Consider the following 21,012-nt stretch of genomic DNA (forward strand, 5'->3'; position numbering starts at 1 on the left):
TTCCACATGACGACGGGTACCGGGACCGACTGGGCGGCCTGGCAGGAGAGCTGGGACCGGCAGCAGGAGTGGTACATGCCGGACCGCGAGGAGCGCTTCCGGATCATGCTCGACATGGTGGAGGCGCTCGTGGGCCCCGCCCCGCGCGTGCTCGACCTGGCCTGCGGCACCGGCAGCATCACCGCCCGGCTGCTGCGCCGCTTCCCGGAGGCCACCAGCACCGGTGTCGACCTGGACCCGGCGCTGCTGGCCATCGCGCACGGCACCTTCGACGGCGACGACCGCGTCCGGCTCGTCACCGCCGACCTCAAGGACCCCGACTGGCCGGCGCGGCTGCCGTACGACTCCTACGACGCCGTCCTCACCGCGACGGCCCTCCACTGGCTGCACGCCGAACCCCTCGCGGTCCTCTACGGCCGGGTCGCGGAGCTGGTCCGCGACGGCGGTGTCTTCATGAACGCGGACCACATGATCGACGAGACCACGCCCCGGATCAACGAGGCCGAGCGCGCCCGGCGGCACGCCCGTATGGAACAGGCCAGGCGGGACGGCGCCCTGGACTGGGCCGACTGGTGGCGGCTGGCGGCGGAGGACCCGGTCCTCGCCGGACCGACCGCCCGCCGCTTCGAGATCTACGGCGAGCACGCGGACGGGGACATGCCGTCGGCGCGGTGGCACGCGCGCGTGCTGCGCGAGAAGGGATTCGCCGAGGCCAGGCCGGTGTGGTGCTCCCCGTCGGACACGCTGCTGCTCGCGCTGAAGTAGGCGGACGGCGGTGAGGGGCGGTACGGGAGACCCGTACCGCCCCTCACGCGCGGGTTCAGAGGACCTTGGACAGGAACGACTGCGTCCGCTCGTGCCGCGGGTTCGTCAGGACGTCCCTGGGGTGGCCGGATTCGACCACCACACCGCCGTCCATGAAGACCAGGCTGTCGCCCACCTCGCGGGCGAAGCCCATCTCGTGGGTGACGACGACCATGGTCATGCCGGACTCGGCGAGGTCCCGCATGACGTCCAGGACGTCACCGACCAGCTCCGGGTCCAGGGCCGAGGTCGGCTCGTCGAAGAGCATCAGCTTCGGCTCCATCGCCAGGGCCCGGGCGATCGCCACCCGCTGCTGCTGGCCGCCGGAGAGCTGGGAGGGGTAGTGCCCGGCCCGGTCGGCCAGGCCCACGCGCTCCAGCAACTGCATCGCGCGCTCCCGGGCCTCGGCGCGGCTCGCGCCCTTCACCTGGACCGGCGCCTCCATGACGTTCTCCACGGCCGTCATGTGCGGGAACAGGTTGAAGCGCTGGAAGACCATGCCGATGTCGCGGCGCTTCATGGCGACCTCGCGGTCGCGCAGCTCGTACAGCTTGTCGCCCTGCTGGCGGTAGCCGACCAGCTCGCCGTCGACGTACAGCCGCCCGGCGTTGATCTTCTCCAGGTGGTTGATGCAGCGCAGGAAGGTCGACTTCCCGGAGCCGGAGGGGCCGATCAGGCAGAACACCTCGCCCGGCTTCACCTCCAGGTCGATGCCCTTGAGCACCTCGACCTGGCCGAAGGACTTGTGCACGCCCTCCGCCCTGACCATCGGGACCGCGTTCCGCGGCCGGGCGTCCTGCGTCTTGCTCAGCTTGTCGGTCATGCCGTGACCTTCCTGCTGGAGAAGGTCGTCAGATGCCTCTTCACCTTCTGCCACGGGGTCGGGGGGAGGGTGCGGCTGGAGCCGCGGGCGTAGTACCGCTCCAGGTAGTACTGGCCCACGCTCAGCACCGAGGTCATGATCAGGTACCAGGCCGCGGCGAGGAAGTACATCTCCACCGGGGCGCCGGAGTTCTGCCCGATGTCCTGGGCGTAGCGGAAGAGTTCGGAGAACTGGACGGCCGCCACGAGCGAGGTCGTCTTCAGCATGTTGATCACTTCGTTGCCCGTGGGCGGCACGATCACCCGCATCGCCTGCGGGACGACCACCCGGCGCAGGGTCTTGCCGTGGCTCATGCCGAGCGCGTGGGCCGCCTCGGTCTGGCCCTCGTCCACCGCGAGCAGGCCGGCCCGGCAGATCTCGGCCATGTACGCGGCCTCGTTCAGACCCAGGCCGAGCAACGCCGTCAGCAGCGGCGTCATGAAGCTCGACCAGTAGTCCTTGTAGATCGGCATCAGGTTGATGTACTCGAAGACCAGGCCCAGGTTGAACCAGAGGAACAGCTGGACCAGGACCGGGGTGCCGCGGAAGAACCAGATGTAGAACCAGGCGATGGACGAGGTCACCGGGTTCTTCGACAGCCGCATCACCGCCAGGACGATGCCGCCGACGATGCCGATCACCATCGACAGGACCGTCAGCAGGAGGGTCTTGCCGACACCGGTCATGATCCGGTCGTCGAAGAAGTAGTCGGGTACGGCGTGCCAGTTGATCTTGCCCTGGGCGAACGCGTAGACGATCGCGACGAGGACCGCGATCGCGATGACGGCGGTGACGTACCGTCCGTAGTGCCGGACCGGGATGGCCTTGATGGCCTCGGCGCCGGCCGGGGGCGTGTCCTTCGGATCCGCCGTCTTGTCGATGTCAGTCACGGATAGTGCCTCTCGGTGGCCGCTGCTGTCGGTCGCGGGTCACTTGCCGCCGTTGATGACGGACTGCTTGACGGCGCCGTCCTGGGCGCCCCACTTCTCGAGGATCTTCTGGTACTCGCCGTTCTTGATGACGGCGTCCATCGCCGCCTGGAGGGCGTCCCGCAGCTGCGTCTCCTTCTTGGAGACCGCGATGCCGTACGGGGCCGCCTCGACCTGGTCGCCGACCAGCTCGAAGTCCTTGCCGCCGCCGGAGGTCTTCACCGCGTACGCGGCGACCGGGAAGTCGGCGGACACCGCGTCCACACCGCCCGAGCGCAGCCGGGTCTGGGCCTGCTGGTTGTCGTCGAACGCCTCGATGGAGAGCTTCTTGCCCTTCGGACACTTCGCGGCCTGCGCCTTGGCCAGGTCGTCCGAGGTGGTGCCGCGCTGCACGGCCAGCTTCTTGCCGCACAGGTCGTCCCAGGTGGATATGGACTCGGTGTCGCCCTTGCGGGTGTATATGGAGACACCGGCCGTCAGGTAGTCGACGAAGTCGACGCCCTCGCCGACCTGCTTGCCGGTGTCCGGGTCCACGCCCTCCTGGCGGTTCTTGTTGTCCGTCATCGCCGACATCGCGATGTCGTAGCGGTCCGAGCGCAGACCGGTGAGCAGGGCGTCGAAGGTGCCGTTCTGGAACTCGAACGTCACCCCGAGCTGCTTGCCCAGGGCCTGGGCCAGGTCCGGGTCCAGGCCGACCACCTTGCCGGAGTCGTCCTTGTACTCCACCGGGGCGTACGCGATGTCCGAGCCGACCCGGATCTTGCCCTTGCTCCGGATGTCCTGCGGGAGCTTGTCGGCGAGCGGGGCGCTGCCGGTCGACGCGCTGCCGGAGTCCTTGTCCTTGTCCTTGGTCTGGTCACCACAGCCGGTGAGCAGCAGGGCGCCTGCGACCGCGATCGCACCGACCGCGGCAAGACGGGAGCGCGCGGCGGTGGTACGACGGGTGGAGCTTGCGGTCATCGTGGTTCCTCCGGCGGATGGGAAGAGGTGCCGATGGGTCGACGGAAACACACACCTTCGGGTGTCGCGACCTCGTGGGTTTACGGCATCTTGCCATTCGGACGACGCCATTCAGGGGACCCGTTATGTCAAAATCGGATAACGGGCGACCCCCGAACCGCACCAGGTCGGTACAACCTCGGTCCATAGCCGCAGGACCATCTGCGGGAATCCACTGCTCCGACCGGAGAATCTTCACCGCGTCTCACGATGTGGTCGCTCGACCCCGTGTGGCGCGTACGCGATTTCACGCCATTTCCGCCCGTCGGCCGTCCGTCATCCCCGCGTCGCCTCCGCGTTCCGGGATGTGACCTTGCACCTATTGGACTCGTCGCGGGCGCCGTCCGTCCGGTAAGAAGGTTCTTTACACCCCTCATCCGGGGCTCAGGGCGCGTGTGCGGCGCGCCCGTCGCGTATGGCCTCGCACGTATCAGCAATCGGGCCGTACGCGGTGCCCGCCCACCCCTCACCAGGAGTGGTCGACCCTCAAACCATGCATACCTAAGGGGTAAGACAAAGTGGCAGCGGAGATCGTCAATCCTCGCAGCGACGACACAACGGAGCAGGACGGCGGGGCCGAGCCCCTCGATTCCTTCGATCCCGTGTTCGCGCTGCACCGCGGCGGCAAGATGGCTGTGCAGGCCACCGTGCCGGTCCGCGACAAGGACGACCTTTCCCTCGCGTACACGCCCGGAGTCGCGCGCGTGTGCACCGCGATCGCGGAACAGCCGGAGCTGGTCAACGACTACACGTGGAAATCCAGTGTGGTCGCCGTCGTGACCGACGGTACGGCCGTGCTCGGGCTCGGGGACATCGGTCCCCAGGCCTCCCTCCCCGTGATGGAGGGCAAGGCCATCCTGTTCAAGCAGTTCGGAGGCGTGGACGCGGTCCCGATCGCCCTCGACTGCACCGACGTCGACGACATCGTGGAGACCGTCGTCCGGCTCGCTCCCTCCTTCGGCGGAGTGAACCTGGAGGACATCTCGGCCCCCCGGTGCTTCGAGATCGAGCGCCGGCTCCAGGAGCGCCTGGACATCCCGGTCTTCCACGACGACCAGCACGGCACGGCCGTCGTGACGCTCGCGGCGCTGCGCAACGCGGCGCGGCTGAGCGGACGCGAGATCGGGCAGCTGCGGGCCGTCATCTCGGGCGCCGGCGCGGCCGGTGTCGCCATCGCCAGGATGCTGGTCGAGGCCGGCATCGGGGACGTGGCGGTGACCGACCGCAAGGGCGTGGTCTCGGCCGACCGGGACGACCTGACCGCGGTCAAGCGCGAGCTGGCCGGCTTCACCAACAAGGCCGGCCTCACCGGCTCGCTGGAGGACGCCCTCGCGGGTGCGGACGTGTTCATCGGCGTCTCCGGCGGTACGGTCCCCGAGGAGGCCGTGGCCTCCATGGCGAAGGGCGCCTTCGTGTTCGCGATGGCCAACCCGAACCCCGAGGTGCACCCGGACGTCGCGCACAAGTACGCGGCGGTCGTCGCCACCGGGCGCTCGGACTTCCCCAACCAGATCAACAACGTGCTGGCCTTCCCCGGCATCTTCGCCGGCGCCCTCCAGGTGCGGGCCACGCGGATCACGGAGGGGATGAAGATCGCCGCCGCCGAGGCGCTGGCCGCGGTGGTCGGTGACGATCTCGCCGCCGACTACGTGATCCCGTCGCCGTTCGACGAGCGGGTCGCCCCGGCGGTCACCGCGGCGGTCGCGGCCGCCGCGCGCGCCGCGGGTGTCGCGCGTCGCTGACGTCGCGCCGCATGGTCCCGCCCGTCAGGGCGGGACCATTTTTTTGCCCACCGCACCGTCGGGGCACTGGCGAGTGCCGTCCGGGGGCCCGGGGATCCTGGCGAGTGCCGTCCGGGGCCGGGGGACCTGGTGAGCGCCGTCCGGGGGTCTGGCGAGCGCCGTCCGGGTGTCCGGAACCCGCCGTCCGGGACGTGCGGCTCGGAGGCCGGCGGGCGGGGTGCCGGTGGTCGTGCGCCGCACGGGTGCCGTTGCGCAAGAGGGCATGTGTCACAGGGGCGCCCGGTTCCGCCGGGTGCGTCGCGCCCCTATCGTCGGCTGCATGTTCGCTGTCTACGCCGCCCGAATCGACCGCGACCAGCCGCTCACCGGCCTCGAGTTGGGGGAGCGTCCGGCTCCCGAGGCCCGTCCCGGCTGGAGCACCATCACCGTGCGCGCCGCTTCCCTCAACCATCACGACCTCTGGTCCCTGCGGGGCGTCGGCCTCCCGGAGGACCGGCTGCCGATGATCCTCGGCTGCGATGCGGCCGGTGTCGACGCGGACGGCAACGAGGTCGTCCTGCACTCCGTCATCGGCCAGACCGGTCACGGCGTCGGCCCCGGTGAGCCGCGTTCCATCCTCACCGAGCGCTACCAGGGCACCTTCGCCGAACAGGTCGCCGTGCCGACCTGGAACGTCCTGCCCAAGCCGAGGGAACTGTCCTTCGCCGAGGCCGCCTGTCTGCCCACGGCCTGGCTGACCGCGTACCGGATGCTGTTCACCAACGCCGGGGTACGGCCCGGTGACTCGGTCCTCGTGCAGGGTGCGGGCGGTGGTGTCGCCACCGCCGCGATCGTCCTCGGCAAGGCGGCCGGGCTGCGCGTCTTCGCCACCAGCCGGGACGAGGCGAAGCGGAAGCGGGCCGTGGAACTGGGGGCCGTGGAGGCGCTGGAGCCGGGGGCCCGGCTGCCGCAGCGGGTGGACGCCGTCATCGAGACCGTGGGCGCCGCGACCTGGTCCCACTCGGTGAAGTCCCTGCGGCCCGGCGGCACGCTCGTCATCTCCGGGGCCACCAGCGGGGACCGGCCCTCGCACGCCGAGCTGACCCGGATCTTCTTCCTCGAACTGAAGGTCGTCGGCTCCACGATGGGCACCAAGGACGAGCTGGAGGACCTGCTCTCCTTCTGCGCGGTGACCGGGGTGCGGCCCGTCATCGACGAGGAACTGCCCCTGGACCGGGCCCGGGAGGGCTTCGAGCGGCTGGCGTCGGGGGAGCAGTTCGGGAAGATCGTGCTCACCAACTCCTGAGGTTCGACGAGACGTTGGGGTGAAGGGCGGGTCCGGGGTGCCGGGCCCGCCTTTCGCGTGCCCGGGCTGTCAACTGTGGTTGACGAAGGAGAGGTGTCAACCTACATTGACGGCATGAGTGAGGCAACCGATCTCGCCGAGCGTGCCGGTGACCGTGATCCACGGGTCGGGCTGCGGGCCGTGGCCGCGCTGCGCCGGCTGCTGGAGCAGCTGGAGGCGGTGCAGGTGCGCAGCGCGCGCAATCAGGGCTGGTCGTGGCAGGAGATCGCCGCGGAGCTGGGTGTCAGCAGGCAGGCCGTGCACAAGAAGTACGGGAGGCGTTGATGTTCGAGCGGTTCACCAAGGACGCGCGGGCGGTGGTCGAGGGAGCGGTCGCGCGGGCGCGGCAGGGCGGGGAGCGGACCGTGGGGCCCGAGCATCTGCTGCTGGCCCTGCTCGACAGCGAGGGAAGCCGGGCCTCCTTCGCGCTGTCCGCCCTCGGGCTCGCGCCGTCGCGGGACGCGGTGCGTGGCGCCCTGGGCGAGGCGCGGCGGAGGGCGGGGCTGACCCGGGCCGAGGCGGAGGCGCTCGCGGGGCTGGGGATCGACGTCGGGGAGATCGTGGCCCGGGTGGAGGAGGTGCACGGAGTCGGAGCGATGGCCGCGGACGCGGGGAAGCGGACGTGGCGGGCCGGGCGCCGGCCCCGGTTCGGCCGGGGGGCCAAGGACGTGCTGGAGCGGGCGTTGCGGGTGGCCCTCGGGCGGGGGGAGCGGTTTGTCGGGGGTGAGCATCTGTTGCTGGCGCTCACGGCTTTGCCGGGGGTGGGCGGGGAGGTGCTGGCGGACTTCGGGGTGACCTTCGAGGAGGTGTCGAGGGTCTGCCCACCCGCCCACCCGACTCGCTCGACTCGCTCGACTGGAGGGTGACCGCCGCGGGGCCGCCCCGGACCCCGGGCCCGCCCGCCCGCCGGGCTCCGCCCCTGCCTCGGGGGTTGCCCGCGCACCTGCCCGACTCGGCCGGCCGGAGCCGGGCCTCCGGGGTTCCGCCCTCAGCCCCGGAGTTCGCCCAGCTGTCCGGCCGGTCGACTCGGTTGGCCGGGAGACGGACCTCTGGGGTCCCTTGCCCCGGGAGCGCGCCCGCGGGTCCGCCCGTCTCGGTCGACTGGAGGCGGGTCTCCGGGGTTCCGCCCTCGGCCCGGGAGTTCGCCCAGCTGTCCGGCCGGTCGACTCGGTTGGCCGGGAGACGGACCTCTGGGGTCCCTTGCCCCGGGAGCGCGCCCACGGGTCCGCCCGTCTCGGTCGACTGGAAGCGGGTCTCCGGGGTTCCGCCGTCGGCCCGAGAGTTCGCCTGCTCGTCCGTCGAGTCGGTTGGCCGGCCGGGAGGTGGGCCCCTGCCTGGGCCCCTGGCCCTGGCCCGGGGAGTCTGCTCGCCCTCCCCCGACTTGGTCGGCTGGAGGGGGGAGGGCAGCGCAGGGCTCCGCCCCGGCCCCAGGGGCTTGCCCGCGGGGCCGCTCCGCTCGACCGGCCGGGAGGTGGGTCTCCAGGGCTTCCCCCTGGTTCCCGGGAGCTTGCCTGTGCCTCCCCCGAATCGGTCGGCTGGGAGGTGGGCCTCTCCGGGCGGGTCGGTTGGCGGAGGGCGGGGGTGCCCGAGGGCTGGTGTGGGGGCGGTCAGGGGGTGTGCGGGTGGAGGAGGGCCGCGATGTGGGCCGCTGCCTCGGTGAGGTGGTGGCGGGTTTCCCGGAGTTGGGCCGGGGTGATGCCGTTGTCCCGGGCCGCGTCCCGGATGTCGTCGCGGAAGCGGTCCAGGAGGCGGTCCAGGTCGCGGACCGGGTCGCCGGTGGGCGTCTCGTGGGCCCAGCTCGGTTCGTACCCGGCGGGGAAGTCCTCCGGGGCCGGGGTGTAGTGCGGCTCCGAGGACGGGGCGGGCCGGGGTGTCTCCTCGCCGGCGCGGGGGGAACCCCAGTCCCCGCCGAAGTCCTTGCCCGGGCCCCTTCCCCAGTCCTTGCCGAAGTCCTTTCCGAATTCGCCGAACTCCCTCGCCAGTTCGGACAGGCCCTCGCGCAGGCCCGTCGGCCAGTCGCCGCGCGTGAAGTGGTCCTGGACGCGCCGGGCGATGCGCTGCACCTCCTCCTGCGCCTGGACCCGCGCCCGCGCCTGTGCCTCCTGGGCCTGGCGGCGGGCCCGCTGGGCCTCCTCGCGGGCCCGGCGGCTCTCGTCCTTCGCGCGCCGCGCCTGCTCCTTCCACTCCTGCCTGGCCCGGCGCATCTCCTCCTTGGCGGCCTTCCACGCCTCCTTGTCACCCGGCTCGCCGTACTCCCCGTGGGCGAAGTCCTCCCCGGGCGTCCGTGCGCGGCGTGCCTCGGAGGCGGCGGCTCGCATCTCGCGGCGCAGGTCGCCGGCCGCGCCGCGCACGTCGGCCCTGATCTCGGCGGCCAGCTCCGCGACCGACTCGCGGATCTCCAGCTCCAGGTCGGCCAGCTCACCGCTGCGGTCGGCCAGCTCGGCGCGGCCCGCGTCCGTGATGGCGTACACCTTGCGGCCGCCCTCGGTGGTGTGCCGGACCAGGCCCTCCGCCTCCAGCTTGGCCAGGCGCGGGTAGACCGTGCCCGCCGAGGGGGCGTAGAGGCCCTGGAAGCGTTCCTCCAGGAGCCTGATCACCTCATAGCCGTGGCGCGGGGCCTCGTCGAGCAGTTTGAGCAGGTACAGGCGCAGGCGGCCGTGGGCGAAGACGGGAGGCATGTCAGAGCACCTTCTTGTCGGTCGTGCCGTCGGCCGGTGCGCCGGTGGCGGCGGCGTCCTGGCCGGAGACGGAATTGTCCCCCGGGGCGGCCGGGGAGCGATCGGCCGGGTGGGATGCCGTTCGGGCGTCCGGTGCGGTGGGGGCGGTGCCGTCCGTCGTGCCGGCGCCGGTGTCCGTGCCTCCGCTCGCGCCCCTGCCGGTGGCCGGGCCCGTGCCCTTGTCCGTGCCCGTGTCGGGGTCCCGCGGGGGCCTGGGGTCTCCGGCGCGCGCCTCCTCCTCGTCCCGGGGCGGGCGGCGCAGCAGGGCTATCGAGCCGGAGACCGTGGTGGCCCGCAGCCTGCCCGTGCCCGCGCCGAGGCGGCCGGTGATCTTGTGCATGCCCCACTGGCCTTGCACCCGCAGCCCCTCGAAGGCGTTGGAGATCACACCGCTCGCGGTGTTCGCCTCCACCTCGGCGTCCGCCGGCTGCGGCAGGCGGATGGCGATCTCACCGGAGACGCTGGTCAGGCCGACGTTCGTGGGGCCGTCCGGGTCCAGGTCGACGATCATCGAGCCGCTCACGGTGTCGGCGCGCACCGAGGGGCCCGAGCCGTCGACCACGGTGAGGTCTCCCGACACGGAGTGGAACGTCAGGTCCCCGGTGACCGCCTGGGCCTCCACGCTTCCCGAGACGGTCTCCGCGCGGACCGGGCCCGAGACGCCGACCAGGGTGGTGTCGCCGTTCACCCCCCTGATCACCGCCGGGCCGCGCATGCCCGAGACCACCGTGCCGGCGCCCCCCACGCCCACCTCCACGCGCGTGTCCGCCGGGACCGCCAGGGAGACCACCGCGCTGCGGCGCCAGCCCCTGCGCTCGATCCACCTGAGGAGGCCCTTCCAGGGCAGGTCTTCATAGGCCACGGTCAGCGTGGTGTCGGTCTGGGTGACCACCAGGGGCGGGCCGTCGAGTTCCGAGACCTCCAGGCGGGCCGTCGTCTCCTCCGTGCCGACCACGTTCACCGTGCCGTTGATGATGCGGACCTGGAGCTCGCGCACGGGGCTGTCGAAGGTCAGCTTCTTGGGTTCGGTGACGGACCACTCGGACATGGGACCTCCTCGGCCGGGCCGGAGCGACGACGCGCCATATCGCGTCCCCTGCAAAACACGATATATCGCGGCCAGGGGAAGTCAAGACACACTTTCGAGTGGCCGCGCGACCCCGTACCCGGCCCGAGCGGCGCGTGCGGCCGCGCCCGTCCGGTCCGCGACCGCCCCTGTCCGGCCCGCCGCGGCGGCGGCATACGCTGGTGGGGAGAGTTGCCGGCTGGATGTTTACGCAGGAGACGTAGCCCCTATGTACTTCACCGACCGCGGTATCGAGGAGCTGGAGAAGCGGCGTGGCGAGGAAGAGGTCACCTTCGAGTGGCTCGCTGAGCAGTTGCGCACGTTCGTGGACCTGAACCCCGACTTCGAGGTGCCCGTGGAGCGGCTGGCCACCTGGCTCGCCCGGCTCGACGACGAGGACGACGAGTAGGCCGGCGAGCCCCCGGCGCGGAGGCCGGACCCAGCCGGGCGCGCGGAGCGCGCGTACGGCCGCTTCCGCCCCGTGGCCACCGGCATGCGGTGCGGCACCGGGCCGGTGATGCGGCCGCCGACGAGCCGGCCGAGCCGCTGCCCATGCCCGAGTCCGCGCTCGCCGGGCCGGGCGCCGCGCTCGGTCCGGACCACCCGAGCGTGCCGGGCCGCGCCCGCAACGCGGCCGGCGGACGCGACTCTGCGGGCGGATCGGGGGCGCGGTGGAACCGAGCCGCGACACCCCGCGCCGGTCCCGCCACGCGCCCGGTCACGACACCCGCTGACCGTGTCCCGCCAGGAGGCGCTCGCCGCGGACCTCCGGGCGGCGAAGGAACAGGACGGGGCGGGCAAGCAGGAGGAGGACGCTCTCCTCACCCGCGCCCTGGGCGCACAGCACCCGCACGCCCTCTCGGCGCGGCGGCGGGCCGGGCCGCACCGGGACTTCGAGGCCTACCCCGGCCGACGCGAAAGGGCCCGGCACCGAGCGTGAACTCGGTACCGGGCCCTTTTCGGGAGGCCTACGCCTCGAACACCTCACGCACGAGCTGCTCCTGCTCGGCCTGGTGCCGCTTCGCGGAGCCCACCGCGGGCGACGAGGAGTGCGGACGCGAGATGCGCCGCAGCCGCTCGCCGGCCGGGATGTCCGCGCCGACCGCCAGGTCCAGGTGGTCGATCAGGTTGAGCGCGATGAACGGCCACGCACCCTGGTTCGCCGGCTCCTCCTGCGCCCAGAGGTACTTCTCGGCGTTCGGGTACTTGTTGACCTCCGCCTGGAGCTCGTCACCCGGCAGCGGGTACAGCCGCTCGATGCGGATGATCGCCGTGTCCGTCACGCCCCGCTTCTGCCGCTCGGCCTCCAGGTCGTAGTAGACCTTGCCGGCGCAGAAGACGACCTTGCGGACCGCGGCCGGGTCGACCGTGGCGTCGCCGATGACCGGGCGGAACTGGCCGTTCGTGAACTCGTCCGCCTTCGACGCGGCGGCCTTCAGGCGCAGCATCGACTTCGGGGTGAAGACGACCAGCGGCTTGTGGTGCGGGTTGTGCACCTGCCACCGCAGGAGGTGGAAGTAGTTCGACGGAGAGGTCGGCATGGCGACCGTCATGTTGTTCTGCGCGCACAGCTGGAGGAACCGCTCGGGGCGCGCGGAGGAGTGGTCCGGGCCCTGGCCCTCGTAGCCGTGCGGGAGCAGCAGGACGACGCCGGAGGTCTGGCTCCACTTCTGCTCCGCCGACGAGATGAACTCGTCGACGACCGTCTGGGCGCCGTTGACGAAGTCGCCGAACTGGGCCTCCCACATCACCAGCGCGTCCGGGCGGGCCAGCGAGTAGCCGTACTCGAAGCCCATCGCCGCGTACTCGGACAGCAGCGAGTTGTAGACGTTCAGCCGCGCCTGGTCCTCGGAGAGGTACTGCAGCGGGGTGTACTCCTCGCCGGTCTCCCGGTCGATCAGCACCGCGTGGCGCTGGCCGAAGGTGCCGCGCTGGGAGTCCTGGCCGGCCAGCCGGACCGGGGTGCCGTCCAGCAGCAGGGAGCCGATGGCGAGGGTCTCGCCCATGCCCCAGTCGATCGTGCCGTCCTCCACCATCGCCGCGCGGCGCTGGAGCTGCGGCAGCAGCCGCGGGTGGACGGTGATGGTGTCGGGGATGTTGACCTGGGACTCGGCGATCCGCTTGAGGACCTCCGAGGAGATCGCGGTCGGCACGGCGACCGGGAAGCCGTCCTGGGGCGCCCGGACGTCCCCGGCGGCCGGCTGCGAGGTGGCCTCGCGGACCTCCGTGAAGACCTTCTCCAGCTGACCCTGGTAGTCCTGGAGCGCCTGCTCGGCCTCTTCCAGGGTGATGTCGCCGCGACCGATCAGCGACTCGGTGTACAGCTTGCGCACCGAGCGCTTCTTGTCGATCAGGTCGTACATCAGCGGCTGGGTGAAGGCCGGGTTGTCCGACTCGTTGTGACCGCGGCGGCGGTAGCAGATGAGGTCGATCACCACGTCCTTGTTGAACGCCTGGCGGAACTCGAAGGCGAGCCGCGCCACGCGCACGACGGCCTCGGGGTCGTCGCCGTTGACGTGGAAGATCGGGGCCTCGATCATGCGGGCCACGTCCGTCGCGTACATGGAGGAACGCGAGGACTCGGGGGCCGCGGTGAAGCCGACCTGGTTGTTGATGACGATGTGGACCGTGCCGCCGGTGCGGTAGCCGCGCAGCTGCGACATGTTCAGGGTCTCGGCCACCACGCCCTGGCCCGCGAAGGCCGCGTCGCCGTGGATCGCCACCGGCAGCACCGTGAAGTCCGTGCCGCCCTTGTTGATGATGTCCTGCTTGGCGCGGGCGACACCCTCCAGGACCGGGTCGACGGCCTCCAGGTGGGAGGGGTTGGCGACCAGCGAGACCTTGATCTGCTCGCCGTCCAGGCCGGTGAAGGTGCCCTCGGCGCCCAGGTGGTACTTCACGTCGCCGGAGCCGTGCATCGACTTCGGGTCGAGGTTGCCCTCGAACTCGCGGAAGATTTGCGCGTACGACTTGCCGACGATGTTGGCGAGGACGTTCAGCCGGCCGCGGTGGGCCATGCCGATGACGACCTCGTCCAGGCGGGACTCGGCGGCGGAGTCGATCACCGCGTCGAGCAGCGGGATGACGGACTCGCCGCCCTCCAGCGAGAACCGCTTCTGGCCGACGTACTTGGTCTGCAGGAAGGTCTCGAACGCCTCGGCGGCGTTCAGCCGGCGCAGGATGCGCAGCTGCTCCTCGCGCTCCATCTTGGAGTGCGGGCGCTCCACCCGGTCCTGGATCCACTTGCGCTGCTTGGGGTCCTGGATGTGCATGAACTCGATGCCGGTGGTGCGGCAGTACGAGTCGCGGAGCACGCCGAGGATGTCGCGCAGCTTCATCATCGACTTGCCGGCGAAGCCGCCGACGGCGAACTCGCGCTCCAGGTCCCACAGGGTGAGGCCGTGCTCGACGATGTCCAGGTCGGGGTGCTTGCGCTGCTTGTACTCCAGCGGGTCGGTGTCGGCCATGACGTGGCCGCGGACCCGGTAGGAGTGGATCAGCTCGAAGACGCGGGCGGCCTTGGTGACGTCGTCGTCGTGGCTGGCGTCGATGTCCTTGAGCCAGCGGACCGGCTCGTAGGGGATGCGCAGCGCCTCGAAGATGTCGTCGTAGAAGCCGTTCTCGCCGAGCAGCAGGTTGGCCACCTGGCGCAGGAACTCGCCGGAGGCGGCGCCCTGGATGACCCGGTGGTCGTAGGTCGACGTGAGCGTCATGACCTTGGAGACGCCGAGCTTGTTCAGGGTGTCCTGGCTGGTGCCCTGGAACTCCGCCGGGTAGTCCATGGAGCCGACGCCCATGATCACGGACTGGCCGGGCATCAGACGCGGCACGGAGTGGACGGTGCCGAGGCCGCCGGGGTTGGTCAGGGAGACCGTGACGCCGGAGAAGTCGTCCATCGTCAGCTTGCCGTCGCGGGCGCGGCGGACGATGTCCTCGTAGGCCTGCCAGAACTCGAAGAAGTTCAGCGTCTCGGCCTTCTTGATGGCGGCCACGACGAGCTGGCGGTCACCGTTGGGCTTGACCAGGTCGATGGCCAGGCCGAGGTTGACGTGCGCCGGCTTGATCAGGGTCGGCTTGCCGTCCTTGACGCCGTACGCCCAGTTCATCGACGGCATGGCCTTGATGGCCTGCACCATCGCGTACCCGATGATGTGCGTGAAGGAGATCTTCCCGCCGCGGGCGCGCTTGAGGTGGTTGTTGATGACGATCCGGTTGTCGAACAGGAGCTTCACCGGGACGGCGCGGACCGAGGTGGCGGTCGGCATCTCCAGCGAGGCGTCCATGTTCTTCGCCACGGCGGCGGACGGGCCGCGCAGCGTGACCAGCTCGGGACCCTCCGGGGCCTCCTTCGCCGAAGACCGCGCGGCGTCGGCCGCTCCAGTGGAGCCGGTGCTTGCACCGGTCTTCGGCCGAGCGGGCGCCTGTGCGGGTTGCGCCGGCTTGGCCGGGGCGGCCTTCGCCGCGGGTGCCTGAGCGGGGGCCGCGGGCGCCTGGGCGGGGGCCGCGGGCGCCTGGGCGGGGGCCGCGGCGGGCTTCGGGGCCGGGGCGGCGGCCTGGGGGGCCGGGGCCGGGGCCGCGGGTGCCTGCGGGGCCGGGGTGGTCTCTGCGGCCCCCGTGGCCGCAGTGCCCGCCGGGGCCGGGGTGGCAGGAGCACCCGGCTTGTAGTCGGCGAAGAAGTCCCACCAGGCGCGGTCTACGGAATTCGGGTCCTGGAGGTACTGCTGATAGATCTCGTCGACGAGCCATTCGTTCGCACCGAACGCGGCGGCGGGGTTCTTCCCGGCTTGGTCGTCGGTGGAGATGCTCGATGAGTTACTGGGGGACTGTGGCGACACGGCGGCAACCGCCCTCTTCCGCTTCACAAGGTGATGGACAGCGGGAATAAAGGCTACGCCTCCCTGGCCGGGAAGGTCAGGTCGGGCATGGTCATCGTCGCGTAAGTCACATCGGAAATCTTGTTTCGGGGCTTGATATGGCGGGAAACAAGCGTGGTTCCGCGCAGGAGAGGGTGCGGCGGCGCGGCCCGGCGCGCCGTCGTCCGACGGGTGCCCCGGGCCTGCGCTGATCACACGTGTCGAGCTGCGCGAACGCGCGGCGACCGGCGTGGATCTTGGTCTTCCGGTTCGGACCTTACGTCAACTAGCCGGGGAAGTCAGTCCCGGAAGAGTGACGATGATCCGGCAGCCACGCTCGGATTCGGCCACGCCGATCCGGCCGCCGTGCAGATCCACCGCCCACCGGGCGATGGCCAGCCCGAGCCCGGTGCCGCCGTCGCTGCCCGGGCCGTGCGGCCGGGTCGCGGCACCCCGGTTGAACCGCTCGAAGACCCGGTGCCACTCGGAGCGGGGGATGCCGGGGCCCTCGTCCAGGACCTCCAGCACCAGCGACTCCGGCTGCGGCCCGCGCCGCGCCCGTACGGTGACCCGGCCGTGCGGGGGGCTGTGCTTGACCGCGTTGTCGATCAGGTTGGCGACGACCTGGTGGATGCGCTCGGGGTCCGCGTGCGCGGTCAGCTCCGGCGGTGTGACGTCCAGGTGTAGATGGACGTCCGTGCGGCTGTGGCTGCCCGAGCCGGAGGCGATGCCCGCGCGCGCGGAGGCGACCATGTTGGCCTCCTTCAGCACGCCCGACAGGTACGGCCACACCTCGAACCGCCGGGCCTTCAGCGGCACCACGCCGTTGTCCAGCCGGGACAGGTCCAGCAGGGTCTCCACCAGGCGGCCGAGCCGCTCGGTCTGCTTCAGGGCCGTCCGCATGGTCTCCGGGTCGGCCTCGGTGACCCCGTCGACGATGTTCTCCAGCACCGCGCGCAGCCCGGCGATCGGGGTGCGCAGCTCGTGCGAGACGTTCGCCACCAGCTCCTTGCGCTGGTTGTCCTGGGCCTCCAGCTCGTCGGCCATGACGTTGATCGTCTGGGCCAGGTCGCCGAGCTCGTCCCGGCGGTTCTCCCGCACCCGGCGGGTGTAGTCGCCGTGCGATATGGAGCGGGCCACCGTGTTCATCTCGTCCAGCGGCATGGTCAGCGAGTGCGCCACGAACTGGGTGATGAGCAGGGTGGCGATCATCGAGAAGACCGTGATGAAGCGCAGCTCCGTCTTGGTGTGCACCGCGACGATCGACAGTCCGGTGGTGATCAGCACCGCGATGACGACGAGCGCGCCCAGCTTGGTCTTGATCGAGAACGGGCGTACGCCGCCCCAGGGCTCCTCGCCGAGGATCCCGGGGCTCCTCCGTGCGGCCTGGCGCCCGCTGTCGCTCACGGGGCCGGTGTCTCCAGCGCGTAGCCCACGCCGTGCACGGTCCGGATGCGCTCGGCGCCGATCTTGCGCCGCAGCGCCTTGATGTGGCTGTCGACCGTGCGGGTGCCGGAGGCGTCCGCCCAGTCCCACACCTCGGCCAGCAGCTGCTCCCGGGAGAGCACCGCGCGCGGGGTGTTCGCCAGGCACACCAGCAGGTCGAACTCGGTGGGCGTCAGGTGGACGTCCTCGGACTTCACCCGCACCCGGCGCTGCGCGTGGTCGATCTCCAGTTCGCCGAGGCGCAGGATGCCGGTGCGGGGCGTGGCGGCGGCCAGCGCGGCCCGCTCCACCCGGCGCAGCAGCACGTGCACCCGGGCCGCCAGTTCCCGCATGGAGAACGGCTTGGTCATGTAGTCGTCGGCGCCCACGCCGAGCCCGACCAGCATGTCCGTCTCGTCGTCGCGTGCGGTGAGCATCAGCACCGGCACCGGCCGCTGCGCCTGCACCCGCCGGCACACCTCGAGGCCGTCGAAGCCGGGCAGCATGATGTCCAGGATCAGCAGGTCGGGCTGCCATGCCTCGGCCGTGTCGACGGCGGCCGGTCCGTCGGCCGCCGTTTGCACCAGAAATCCCTCGGCGCGGAGCCGGGCCGCGATGGCGTCGACGATCGTGGGGTCGTCCTCGACGACCAGCACCCGGCGCTGTGCGCCCGGGGTGGTCGTCGCCGCGCCGCTCTGGGAGGTGTGTGTCTGCTCCATCGCCCGCCCCTGTTGTTGCTTTCCGGAATCCGTGGGGTGATCCCATGTCTGCGTTCGACGCTTGAATGATCCGCGTCAGGGCAGCACATTACGGGGACTCGCCGCGCTGTCGCTATCCAGGTCGGACGGCGAGGTGGACGACGTCGGGAACGCCCCGGGCAACGGGCACCTCTTCGGTACGCACCTGCTGGAACCCGGCATTCCGCAAGGTTCCTTCAAATTCCGGAGAGGGTTCGGCGGACCATACCGCGAGTACTCCGCCGGGCCTCAACAGCCGTGCGCAGGCGGCGAGTCCGGCCGGCGCGTAGAGGCTGTCGTTGTCCTCGGTGACGGTCCAGCCGGGGCCGTTGTCGATGTCGAGGCACAGCGCGTCGAACGTGTCGGATGTCTCATTGACGTAGGTCACGAGATCCGCTCGCACGATCGTGGTGCGCGGGTCGGCGAGCGCGCCGGCGGAGATCTCGGACAGCGGGCCGTCCCGGTGCCAGTCGATGACGGCGGGCTCCCGCTCCACGACGGTGATCCGCCCCCACCCCGGGTCGGCCGCGGCGTGTGCGAGCGAGAAGCCCACGCCCAGCCCGCCGATCAGCACCGCCGGGGCGGGCCGCCCGTCCAGCGCGTCCCGCGCGGCGTCGACCAGCAGCCGTTCCGAGCGGCCGTCGGAGGTGTCCATCAGGAAGCAGCCGTTGGCGATGATCTGGAGGAGCGCGCCGTGCCTGCGCAGCACCACCTCGCCGTAGGGGCCTTCGCGTCGATCCAGGACCACGGGAGTGTCGTACACGGCAGTCATGCCCCCCATCCTGCTCGAACAGGGGCGGGCGGTCACGGGATTTGCGCGGGACGCCCACGGACGGGTGGCCCCGGGCGGGGCGCACGGATGCCCGGCGGGTGGGAGGGCGCCGCGCACCGCCCCGCGTCCGGCGCCGGCGCGGACGGCGGCGCCCCGGCGGCCCGGCGCGGGCCCCGGCGGCAGGGCGCGCCACCCCGTGGGGCCCGGAGAAGTCCCGTGACGCCGCACTCCCTTGGCCGTACGTGATCGCTCACAGCGAACAAGGCCCTGGGAACAATCGGCGGCGCCGGAACATTGAGTCGGCATAGCTCAAGTTGACTGCCTAAGGGGAGATCATGGCTGCTGAGTCACCGGCGTTCACGCTGACCCTGCCCGTGCTGCCGCTCGACGACGAGGTCGTGCTGCCCGGGATGGTGGTTCCGCTGGACCTGAGCGACGCCGAGGTACGGGCCGCGGTGGAGGCCGCGCAGGCCGCCGCCCGTTCCGAACCCGGAAAGCCCAAGGTGCTGCTGGTGCCGCGCATCGACGGCACGTACGCCAGGACCGGCGTCCTCGGCACGGTCGAGCAGGTCGGCCGGCTGGCCGACGGTGACCCCGGCGCCCTGATCCGCGGCCGCGACCGGGTCCGCATCGGCGCCGGCACCACCGGGCCGGGCGCCGCGCTCTGGGTGGAGGGCGCCCGCGTCGAGGAGGGCGTCCCGGAGCCGCTGCCCGGGCAGGTCGCCGAACTGGTCAAGGAGTACAAGGCGCTCGCCACCAGCTGGCTGCGCAAGCGCGGCGCCTGGCAGGTCGTGGACCGCGTCCAGGCCATCGACGACGTGTCCGCGCTCGCCGACAACTCCGGCTACTCGCCCTTCCTGACCACCGAACAGAAGGTCGAACTGCTGGAGACCGCCGACCCGGTGGCCCGCCTGCGCCTCGCCACCCAGCAACTGCGCGACCACCTCGCCGAGCAGGAGGTGGCCGAGACCATCGCCAAGGACGTCCAGGAAGGCGTCGACAAGCAGCAGCGCGAGTTCCTGCTGCGCCGTCAGCTGGAGGCCGTCCGCAAGGAACTGCGCGAGCTGAACGGCGAGCAGGAGGGCGAGGAGTCCGACGACTACCGCGCCCGCGTGGAGGCCGCCGACCTGCCGGAGAAGGTCCGCGAGGCCGCCCTGAAGGAGGTCGACAAGCTGGAGCGCGCCTCCGACCAGTCGCCCGAGGGCTCCTGGATCCGCACCTGGCTGGACACCGTCCTGGAGATGCCGTGGAACGAGCGGACCGATGACGCTTCCGCGTACGACATCCGGGGCGCCAGGGCCGTGCTGGACGCCGAGCACGCGGGCCTGGAGGACGTCAAGGAACGCATCACCGAGTACCTGGCCGTGCGCAAGCGGCGCACCGACCGGGGCCTGGGCGTCATCGGCGGGCGGCGCGGCGGCGCCGTCCTCGCCCTGGTGGGCCCGCCCGGCGTCGGCAAGACCAGTCTCGGGGAGTCCGTCGCGCACGCCATGGGCCGCAAGTTCGTCCGGGTCGCCCTCGGCGGCGTCCGCGACGAGGCCGAGATCCGCGGCCACCGCCGCACGTACGTCGGCGCGCTGCCCGGCCGGATCGTGCGCGCGATCAAGGAGGCCGGGTCGATGAACCCGGTGGTCCTGCTGGATGAGATCGACAAGGTCGGCTCCGACTTCCGGGGCGACCCGGCCGCCGCCCTGCTCGAAGTCCTCGACCCGGCGCAGAACCACACCTTCCGCGACCACTACCTGGAGGTCGAGCTGGACCTCTCCGACGTGGTCTTCCTCGCCACCGCCAACGTCCTGGAGGCCATCCCGGAGGCCCTCGCCGACCGCATGGAGATCGTCCGCCTGGACGGCTACACCGAGGACGAGAAGGTCGTCATCGCCCGTGACCACTTGCTCCCGCGCCAGCTGGAGCGCACGGGCCTGGACCGGGACGAGGTCACCCTGGAGGAGGGCGCCCTGCGCAAGCTGGCCGGGGAGTACACCCGCGAGGCGGGCGTGCGCACCCTGGAGCGCTCGATCGCGCGCCTGCTCCGCAAGGTCGCCGCCCAGCACGAACTGGGCGAGCGTCAGCTGCCGTTCACCGTCACCGAAGACGATCTGCGCGACCTGATCGGCCGGCCGCACCACGTGCCCGAGTCCGCCCAGGACCCGGCCGAGCGCCGTACGGCCGTGCCCGGCGTGGCGACCGGTCTCGCGGTCACCGGCGCGGGCGGCGACGTGCTCTACGTGGAGGCGTCCCTGGCCGACCCGGAGACGGGCGCGGCCGGGCTCACCCTCACCGGCCAGCTGGGCGACGTGATGAAGGAGTCGGCGCAGATCGCGCTGAGCTTCCTGCGCAGCCACGGCGCCGAGCTGGAGCTGCCGGTGGCCGACCTGAAGGACCGGGGCGTGCACATCCACTTCCCGGCGGGCGCGGTGCCCAAGGACGGCCCGAGCGCGGGCATCACGATGACCACGGCCCTCGCCTCGCTGCTCTCCGGCCGCCTGGTCCGCACCGACGTCGCCATGACCGGCGAGGTCTCGCTGACCGGCCGCGTCCTGCCCATCGGCGGGGTGAAGCAGAAGCTGCTCGCCGCCCACCGCGCCGGGGTGACCACCGTGATCATCCCCAAGCGCAACGAGCCCGACCTGGACGACGTCCCGGCCGAGGTGCTGGACAAGCTCGACGTCCACACCGTCACGGACGTCCGCCAGGTCCTGGAACTGGCGCTCGCGCCGGCCGTGAACGGCGCGGAGCCGGCGGTTCCCGTGGCGGCGTGACGGACGCCGCGGGAAAGGCG

At 71.7% G+C, this 21,012-nt stretch carries 17 protein-coding genes; 8 read left to right on the forward strand and 9 right to left on the reverse strand.

What is annotated here, in order from left to right; translation table 11 throughout:
- Positions 1 to 6: 6 nt before the first annotated feature.
- Entirely contained in the window at positions 7 to 765 is a 759-nt protein-coding gene (locus tag ACZ63H_RS07125; protein WP_469862822.1) for a class I SAM-dependent methyltransferase, read from the forward strand.
- Between the two features lie 55 nt (positions 766 to 820).
- On the opposite strand, the gene ACZ63H_RS07130 is transcribed toward ACZ63H_RS07125, so the two are convergent.
- The 3 genes from ACZ63H_RS07130 to ACZ63H_RS07140 are packed head-to-tail and all read right to left on the reverse strand — an operon-like array spanning position 821 to position 3,555.
- Positions 821 to 1,573 carry an amino acid ABC transporter ATP-binding protein gene (locus tag ACZ63H_RS07130; RefSeq protein ID WP_469862925.1) on the reverse strand — a complete coding sequence of 251 codons (753 nt, stop codon included), beginning with the start codon at positions 1,571 to 1,573 and terminating at the stop codon, positions 821 to 823.
- Between the two features lie 50 nt (positions 1,574 to 1,623).
- Complete coding sequence (locus ACZ63H_RS07135; RefSeq protein ID WP_469862823.1) at positions 1,624 to 2,556, reverse strand: amino acid ABC transporter permease; 933 nt, start codon at positions 2,554 to 2,556, stop codon at positions 1,624 to 1,626.
- 39 nt (positions 2,557 to 2,595) lie between these two features.
- Complete coding sequence (locus ACZ63H_RS07140; RefSeq protein ID WP_469862824.1) at positions 2,596 to 3,555, reverse strand: ABC transporter substrate-binding protein; 960 nt, start codon at positions 3,553 to 3,555, stop codon at positions 2,596 to 2,598.
- 557 nt (positions 3,556 to 4,112) lie between these two features.
- Here ACZ63H_RS07140 and ACZ63H_RS07145 point away from each other — a divergent pair.
- The 4 genes from ACZ63H_RS07145 (at position 4,113) to ACZ63H_RS07160 (ending at position 7,526) form a co-directional block, all read left to right on the forward strand.
- Complete coding sequence (locus ACZ63H_RS07145; protein WP_469862825.1) at positions 4,113 to 5,336, forward strand: NAD(P)-dependent malic enzyme; 1,224 nt, start codon at positions 4,113 to 4,115, stop codon at positions 5,334 to 5,336.
- Between the two features lie 319 nt (positions 5,337 to 5,655).
- Positions 5,656 to 6,621, forward strand: coding sequence for a zinc-binding dehydrogenase (locus ACZ63H_RS07150; protein WP_469862826.1), 966 nt, complete (start codon positions 5,656 to 5,658; stop codon positions 6,619 to 6,621).
- Between the two features lie 114 nt (positions 6,622 to 6,735).
- The gene (locus ACZ63H_RS07155; RefSeq protein ID WP_030339104.1) at positions 6,736 to 6,945 is read left to right on the forward strand and encodes a helix-turn-helix domain-containing protein; all 210 of its coding nucleotides are present in this window, start codon (positions 6,736 to 6,738) and stop codon (positions 6,943 to 6,945) included.
- Entirely contained in the window at positions 6,945 to 7,526 is a 582-nt protein-coding gene (locus tag ACZ63H_RS07160; protein WP_469862827.1) for a Clp protease N-terminal domain-containing protein, read from the forward strand. The genes ACZ63H_RS07155 and ACZ63H_RS07160 overlap by 1 nt, the downstream gene beginning before the upstream one ends.
- A gap of 741 nt (positions 7,527 to 8,267) precedes the next feature.
- Here ACZ63H_RS07160 and ACZ63H_RS07165 read toward each other — a convergent pair.
- Both ACZ63H_RS07165 and ACZ63H_RS07170 read right to left on the reverse strand, forming a co-directional pair.
- Complete coding sequence (locus tag ACZ63H_RS07165) at positions 8,268 to 9,338, reverse strand: PadR family transcriptional regulator (protein WP_469862828.1); 1,071 nt, start codon at positions 9,336 to 9,338, stop codon at positions 8,268 to 8,270.
- Position 9,339: 1 nt separating this feature from the next.
- On the reverse strand, positions 9,340 to 10,425 hold the full coding sequence (locus ACZ63H_RS07170) for a DUF4097 family beta strand repeat-containing protein (RefSeq protein ID WP_469862829.1): 1,086 nt from the start codon (positions 10,423 to 10,425) through the stop codon (positions 9,340 to 9,342).
- Positions 10,426 to 10,672: 247 nt separating this feature from the next.
- Here ACZ63H_RS07170 and ACZ63H_RS07175 point away from each other — a divergent pair, with 247 nt between their 5' ends.
- Together ACZ63H_RS07175 and ACZ63H_RS07180 are read left to right on the forward strand one after the other, a co-directional pair.
- Positions 10,673 to 10,852, forward strand: coding sequence for a DUF6104 family protein (locus ACZ63H_RS07175; RefSeq protein WP_003992906.1), 180 nt, complete (start codon positions 10,673 to 10,675; stop codon positions 10,850 to 10,852).
- A gap of 327 nt (positions 10,853 to 11,179) precedes the next feature.
- Entirely contained in the window at positions 11,180 to 11,383 is a 204-nt protein-coding gene (locus ACZ63H_RS07180; RefSeq protein ID WP_469862830.1) for a hypothetical protein, read from the forward strand.
- A gap of 28 nt (positions 11,384 to 11,411) precedes the next feature.
- Here the strand turns inward: ACZ63H_RS07180 and ACZ63H_RS07185 are convergent, their stop codons facing one another.
- From ACZ63H_RS07185 to ACZ63H_RS07200, 4 genes are all read right to left on the reverse strand, one after another.
- Positions 11,412 to 15,278 (reverse strand): multifunctional oxoglutarate decarboxylase/oxoglutarate dehydrogenase thiamine pyrophosphate-binding subunit/dihydrolipoyllysine-residue succinyltransferase subunit, encoded by a 3,867-nt coding sequence (locus tag ACZ63H_RS07185; protein ID WP_469862831.1) that lies wholly within the window; start codon positions 15,276 to 15,278, stop codon positions 11,412 to 11,414.
- A 300-nt stretch (positions 15,279 to 15,578) separates the two neighbouring features.
- Positions 15,579 to 16,703 (reverse strand): sensor histidine kinase, encoded by a 1,125-nt coding sequence (locus tag ACZ63H_RS07190; RefSeq protein WP_469862832.1) that lies wholly within the window; start codon positions 16,701 to 16,703, stop codon positions 15,579 to 15,581.
- Entirely contained in the window at positions 16,700 to 17,440 is a 741-nt protein-coding gene (locus ACZ63H_RS07195; protein WP_030789897.1) for a response regulator transcription factor, read from the reverse strand. The genes ACZ63H_RS07190 and ACZ63H_RS07195 overlap by 4 nt, the downstream gene beginning before the upstream one ends.
- 112 nt (positions 17,441 to 17,552) lie before the next feature.
- Positions 17,553 to 18,230 carry a spermine/spermidine synthase domain-containing protein gene (locus tag ACZ63H_RS07200; protein WP_469862833.1) on the reverse strand — a complete coding sequence of 226 codons (678 nt, stop codon included), beginning with the start codon at positions 18,228 to 18,230 and terminating at the stop codon, positions 17,553 to 17,555.
- Between the two features lie 335 nt (positions 18,231 to 18,565).
- On the opposite strand from ACZ63H_RS07200, the gene lon reads away from it, so the two are divergent.
- Entirely contained in the window at positions 18,566 to 20,992 is a 2,427-nt protein-coding gene (gene lon, locus ACZ63H_RS07205; RefSeq protein ID WP_469862834.1) for an endopeptidase La, read from the forward strand.
- Positions 20,993 to 21,012: the final 20 nt, after the last annotated feature.

It is taken from the genome of Streptomyces sp. NPDC104831, assembly GCF_055583025.1.

What these genes read in the sequence shown, in the direction of transcription:
- ACZ63H_RS07125 (WP_469862822.1), top strand. Translation starts at nt 7, where the DNA reads ATGACGACGGGTACCGGGACCGACTGGGCGGCCTGGCAGGAGAGCTGG.
- ACZ63H_RS07130 (WP_469862925.1), bottom strand. Translation starts at nt 1,573, where the DNA reads ATGGTCAGGGCGGAGGGCGTGCACAAGTCCTTCGGCCAGGTCGAGGTG.
- ACZ63H_RS07140 (WP_469862824.1), bottom strand. Translation starts at nt 3,555, where the DNA reads ATGACCGCAAGCTCCACCCGTCGTACCACCGCCGCGCGCTCCCGTCTT.
- ACZ63H_RS07150 (WP_469862826.1), top strand. Translation starts at nt 5,656, where the DNA reads ATGTTCGCTGTCTACGCCGCCCGAATCGACCGCGACCAGCCGCTCACC.
- ACZ63H_RS07155 (WP_030339104.1), top strand. Translation starts at nt 6,736, where the DNA reads ATGAGTGAGGCAACCGATCTCGCCGAGCGTGCCGGTGACCGTGATCCA.
- ACZ63H_RS07160 (WP_469862827.1), top strand. Translation starts at nt 6,945, where the DNA reads ATGTTCGAGCGGTTCACCAAGGACGCGCGGGCGGTGGTCGAGGGAGCG.
- ACZ63H_RS07165 (WP_469862828.1), bottom strand. Translation starts at nt 9,338, where the DNA reads ATGCCTCCCGTCTTCGCCCACGGCCGCCTGCGCCTGTACCTGCTCAAA.
- ACZ63H_RS07170 (WP_469862829.1), bottom strand. Translation starts at nt 10,425, where the DNA reads ATGTCCGAGTGGTCCGTCACCGAACCCAAGAAGCTGACCTTCGACAGC.
- ACZ63H_RS07175 (WP_003992906.1), top strand. Translation starts at nt 10,673, where the DNA reads ATGTACTTCACCGACCGCGGTATCGAGGAGCTGGAGAAGCGGCGTGGC.
- ACZ63H_RS07195 (WP_030789897.1), bottom strand. Translation starts at nt 17,440, where the DNA reads ATGGAGCAGACACACACCTCCCAGAGCGGCGCGGCGACGACCACCCCG.
- ACZ63H_RS07200 (WP_469862833.1), bottom strand. Translation starts at nt 18,230, where the DNA reads ATGACTGCCGTGTACGACACTCCCGTGGTCCTGGATCGACGCGAAGGC.
- lon (WP_469862834.1), top strand. Translation starts at nt 18,566, where the DNA reads ATGGCTGCTGAGTCACCGGCGTTCACGCTGACCCTGCCCGTGCTGCCG.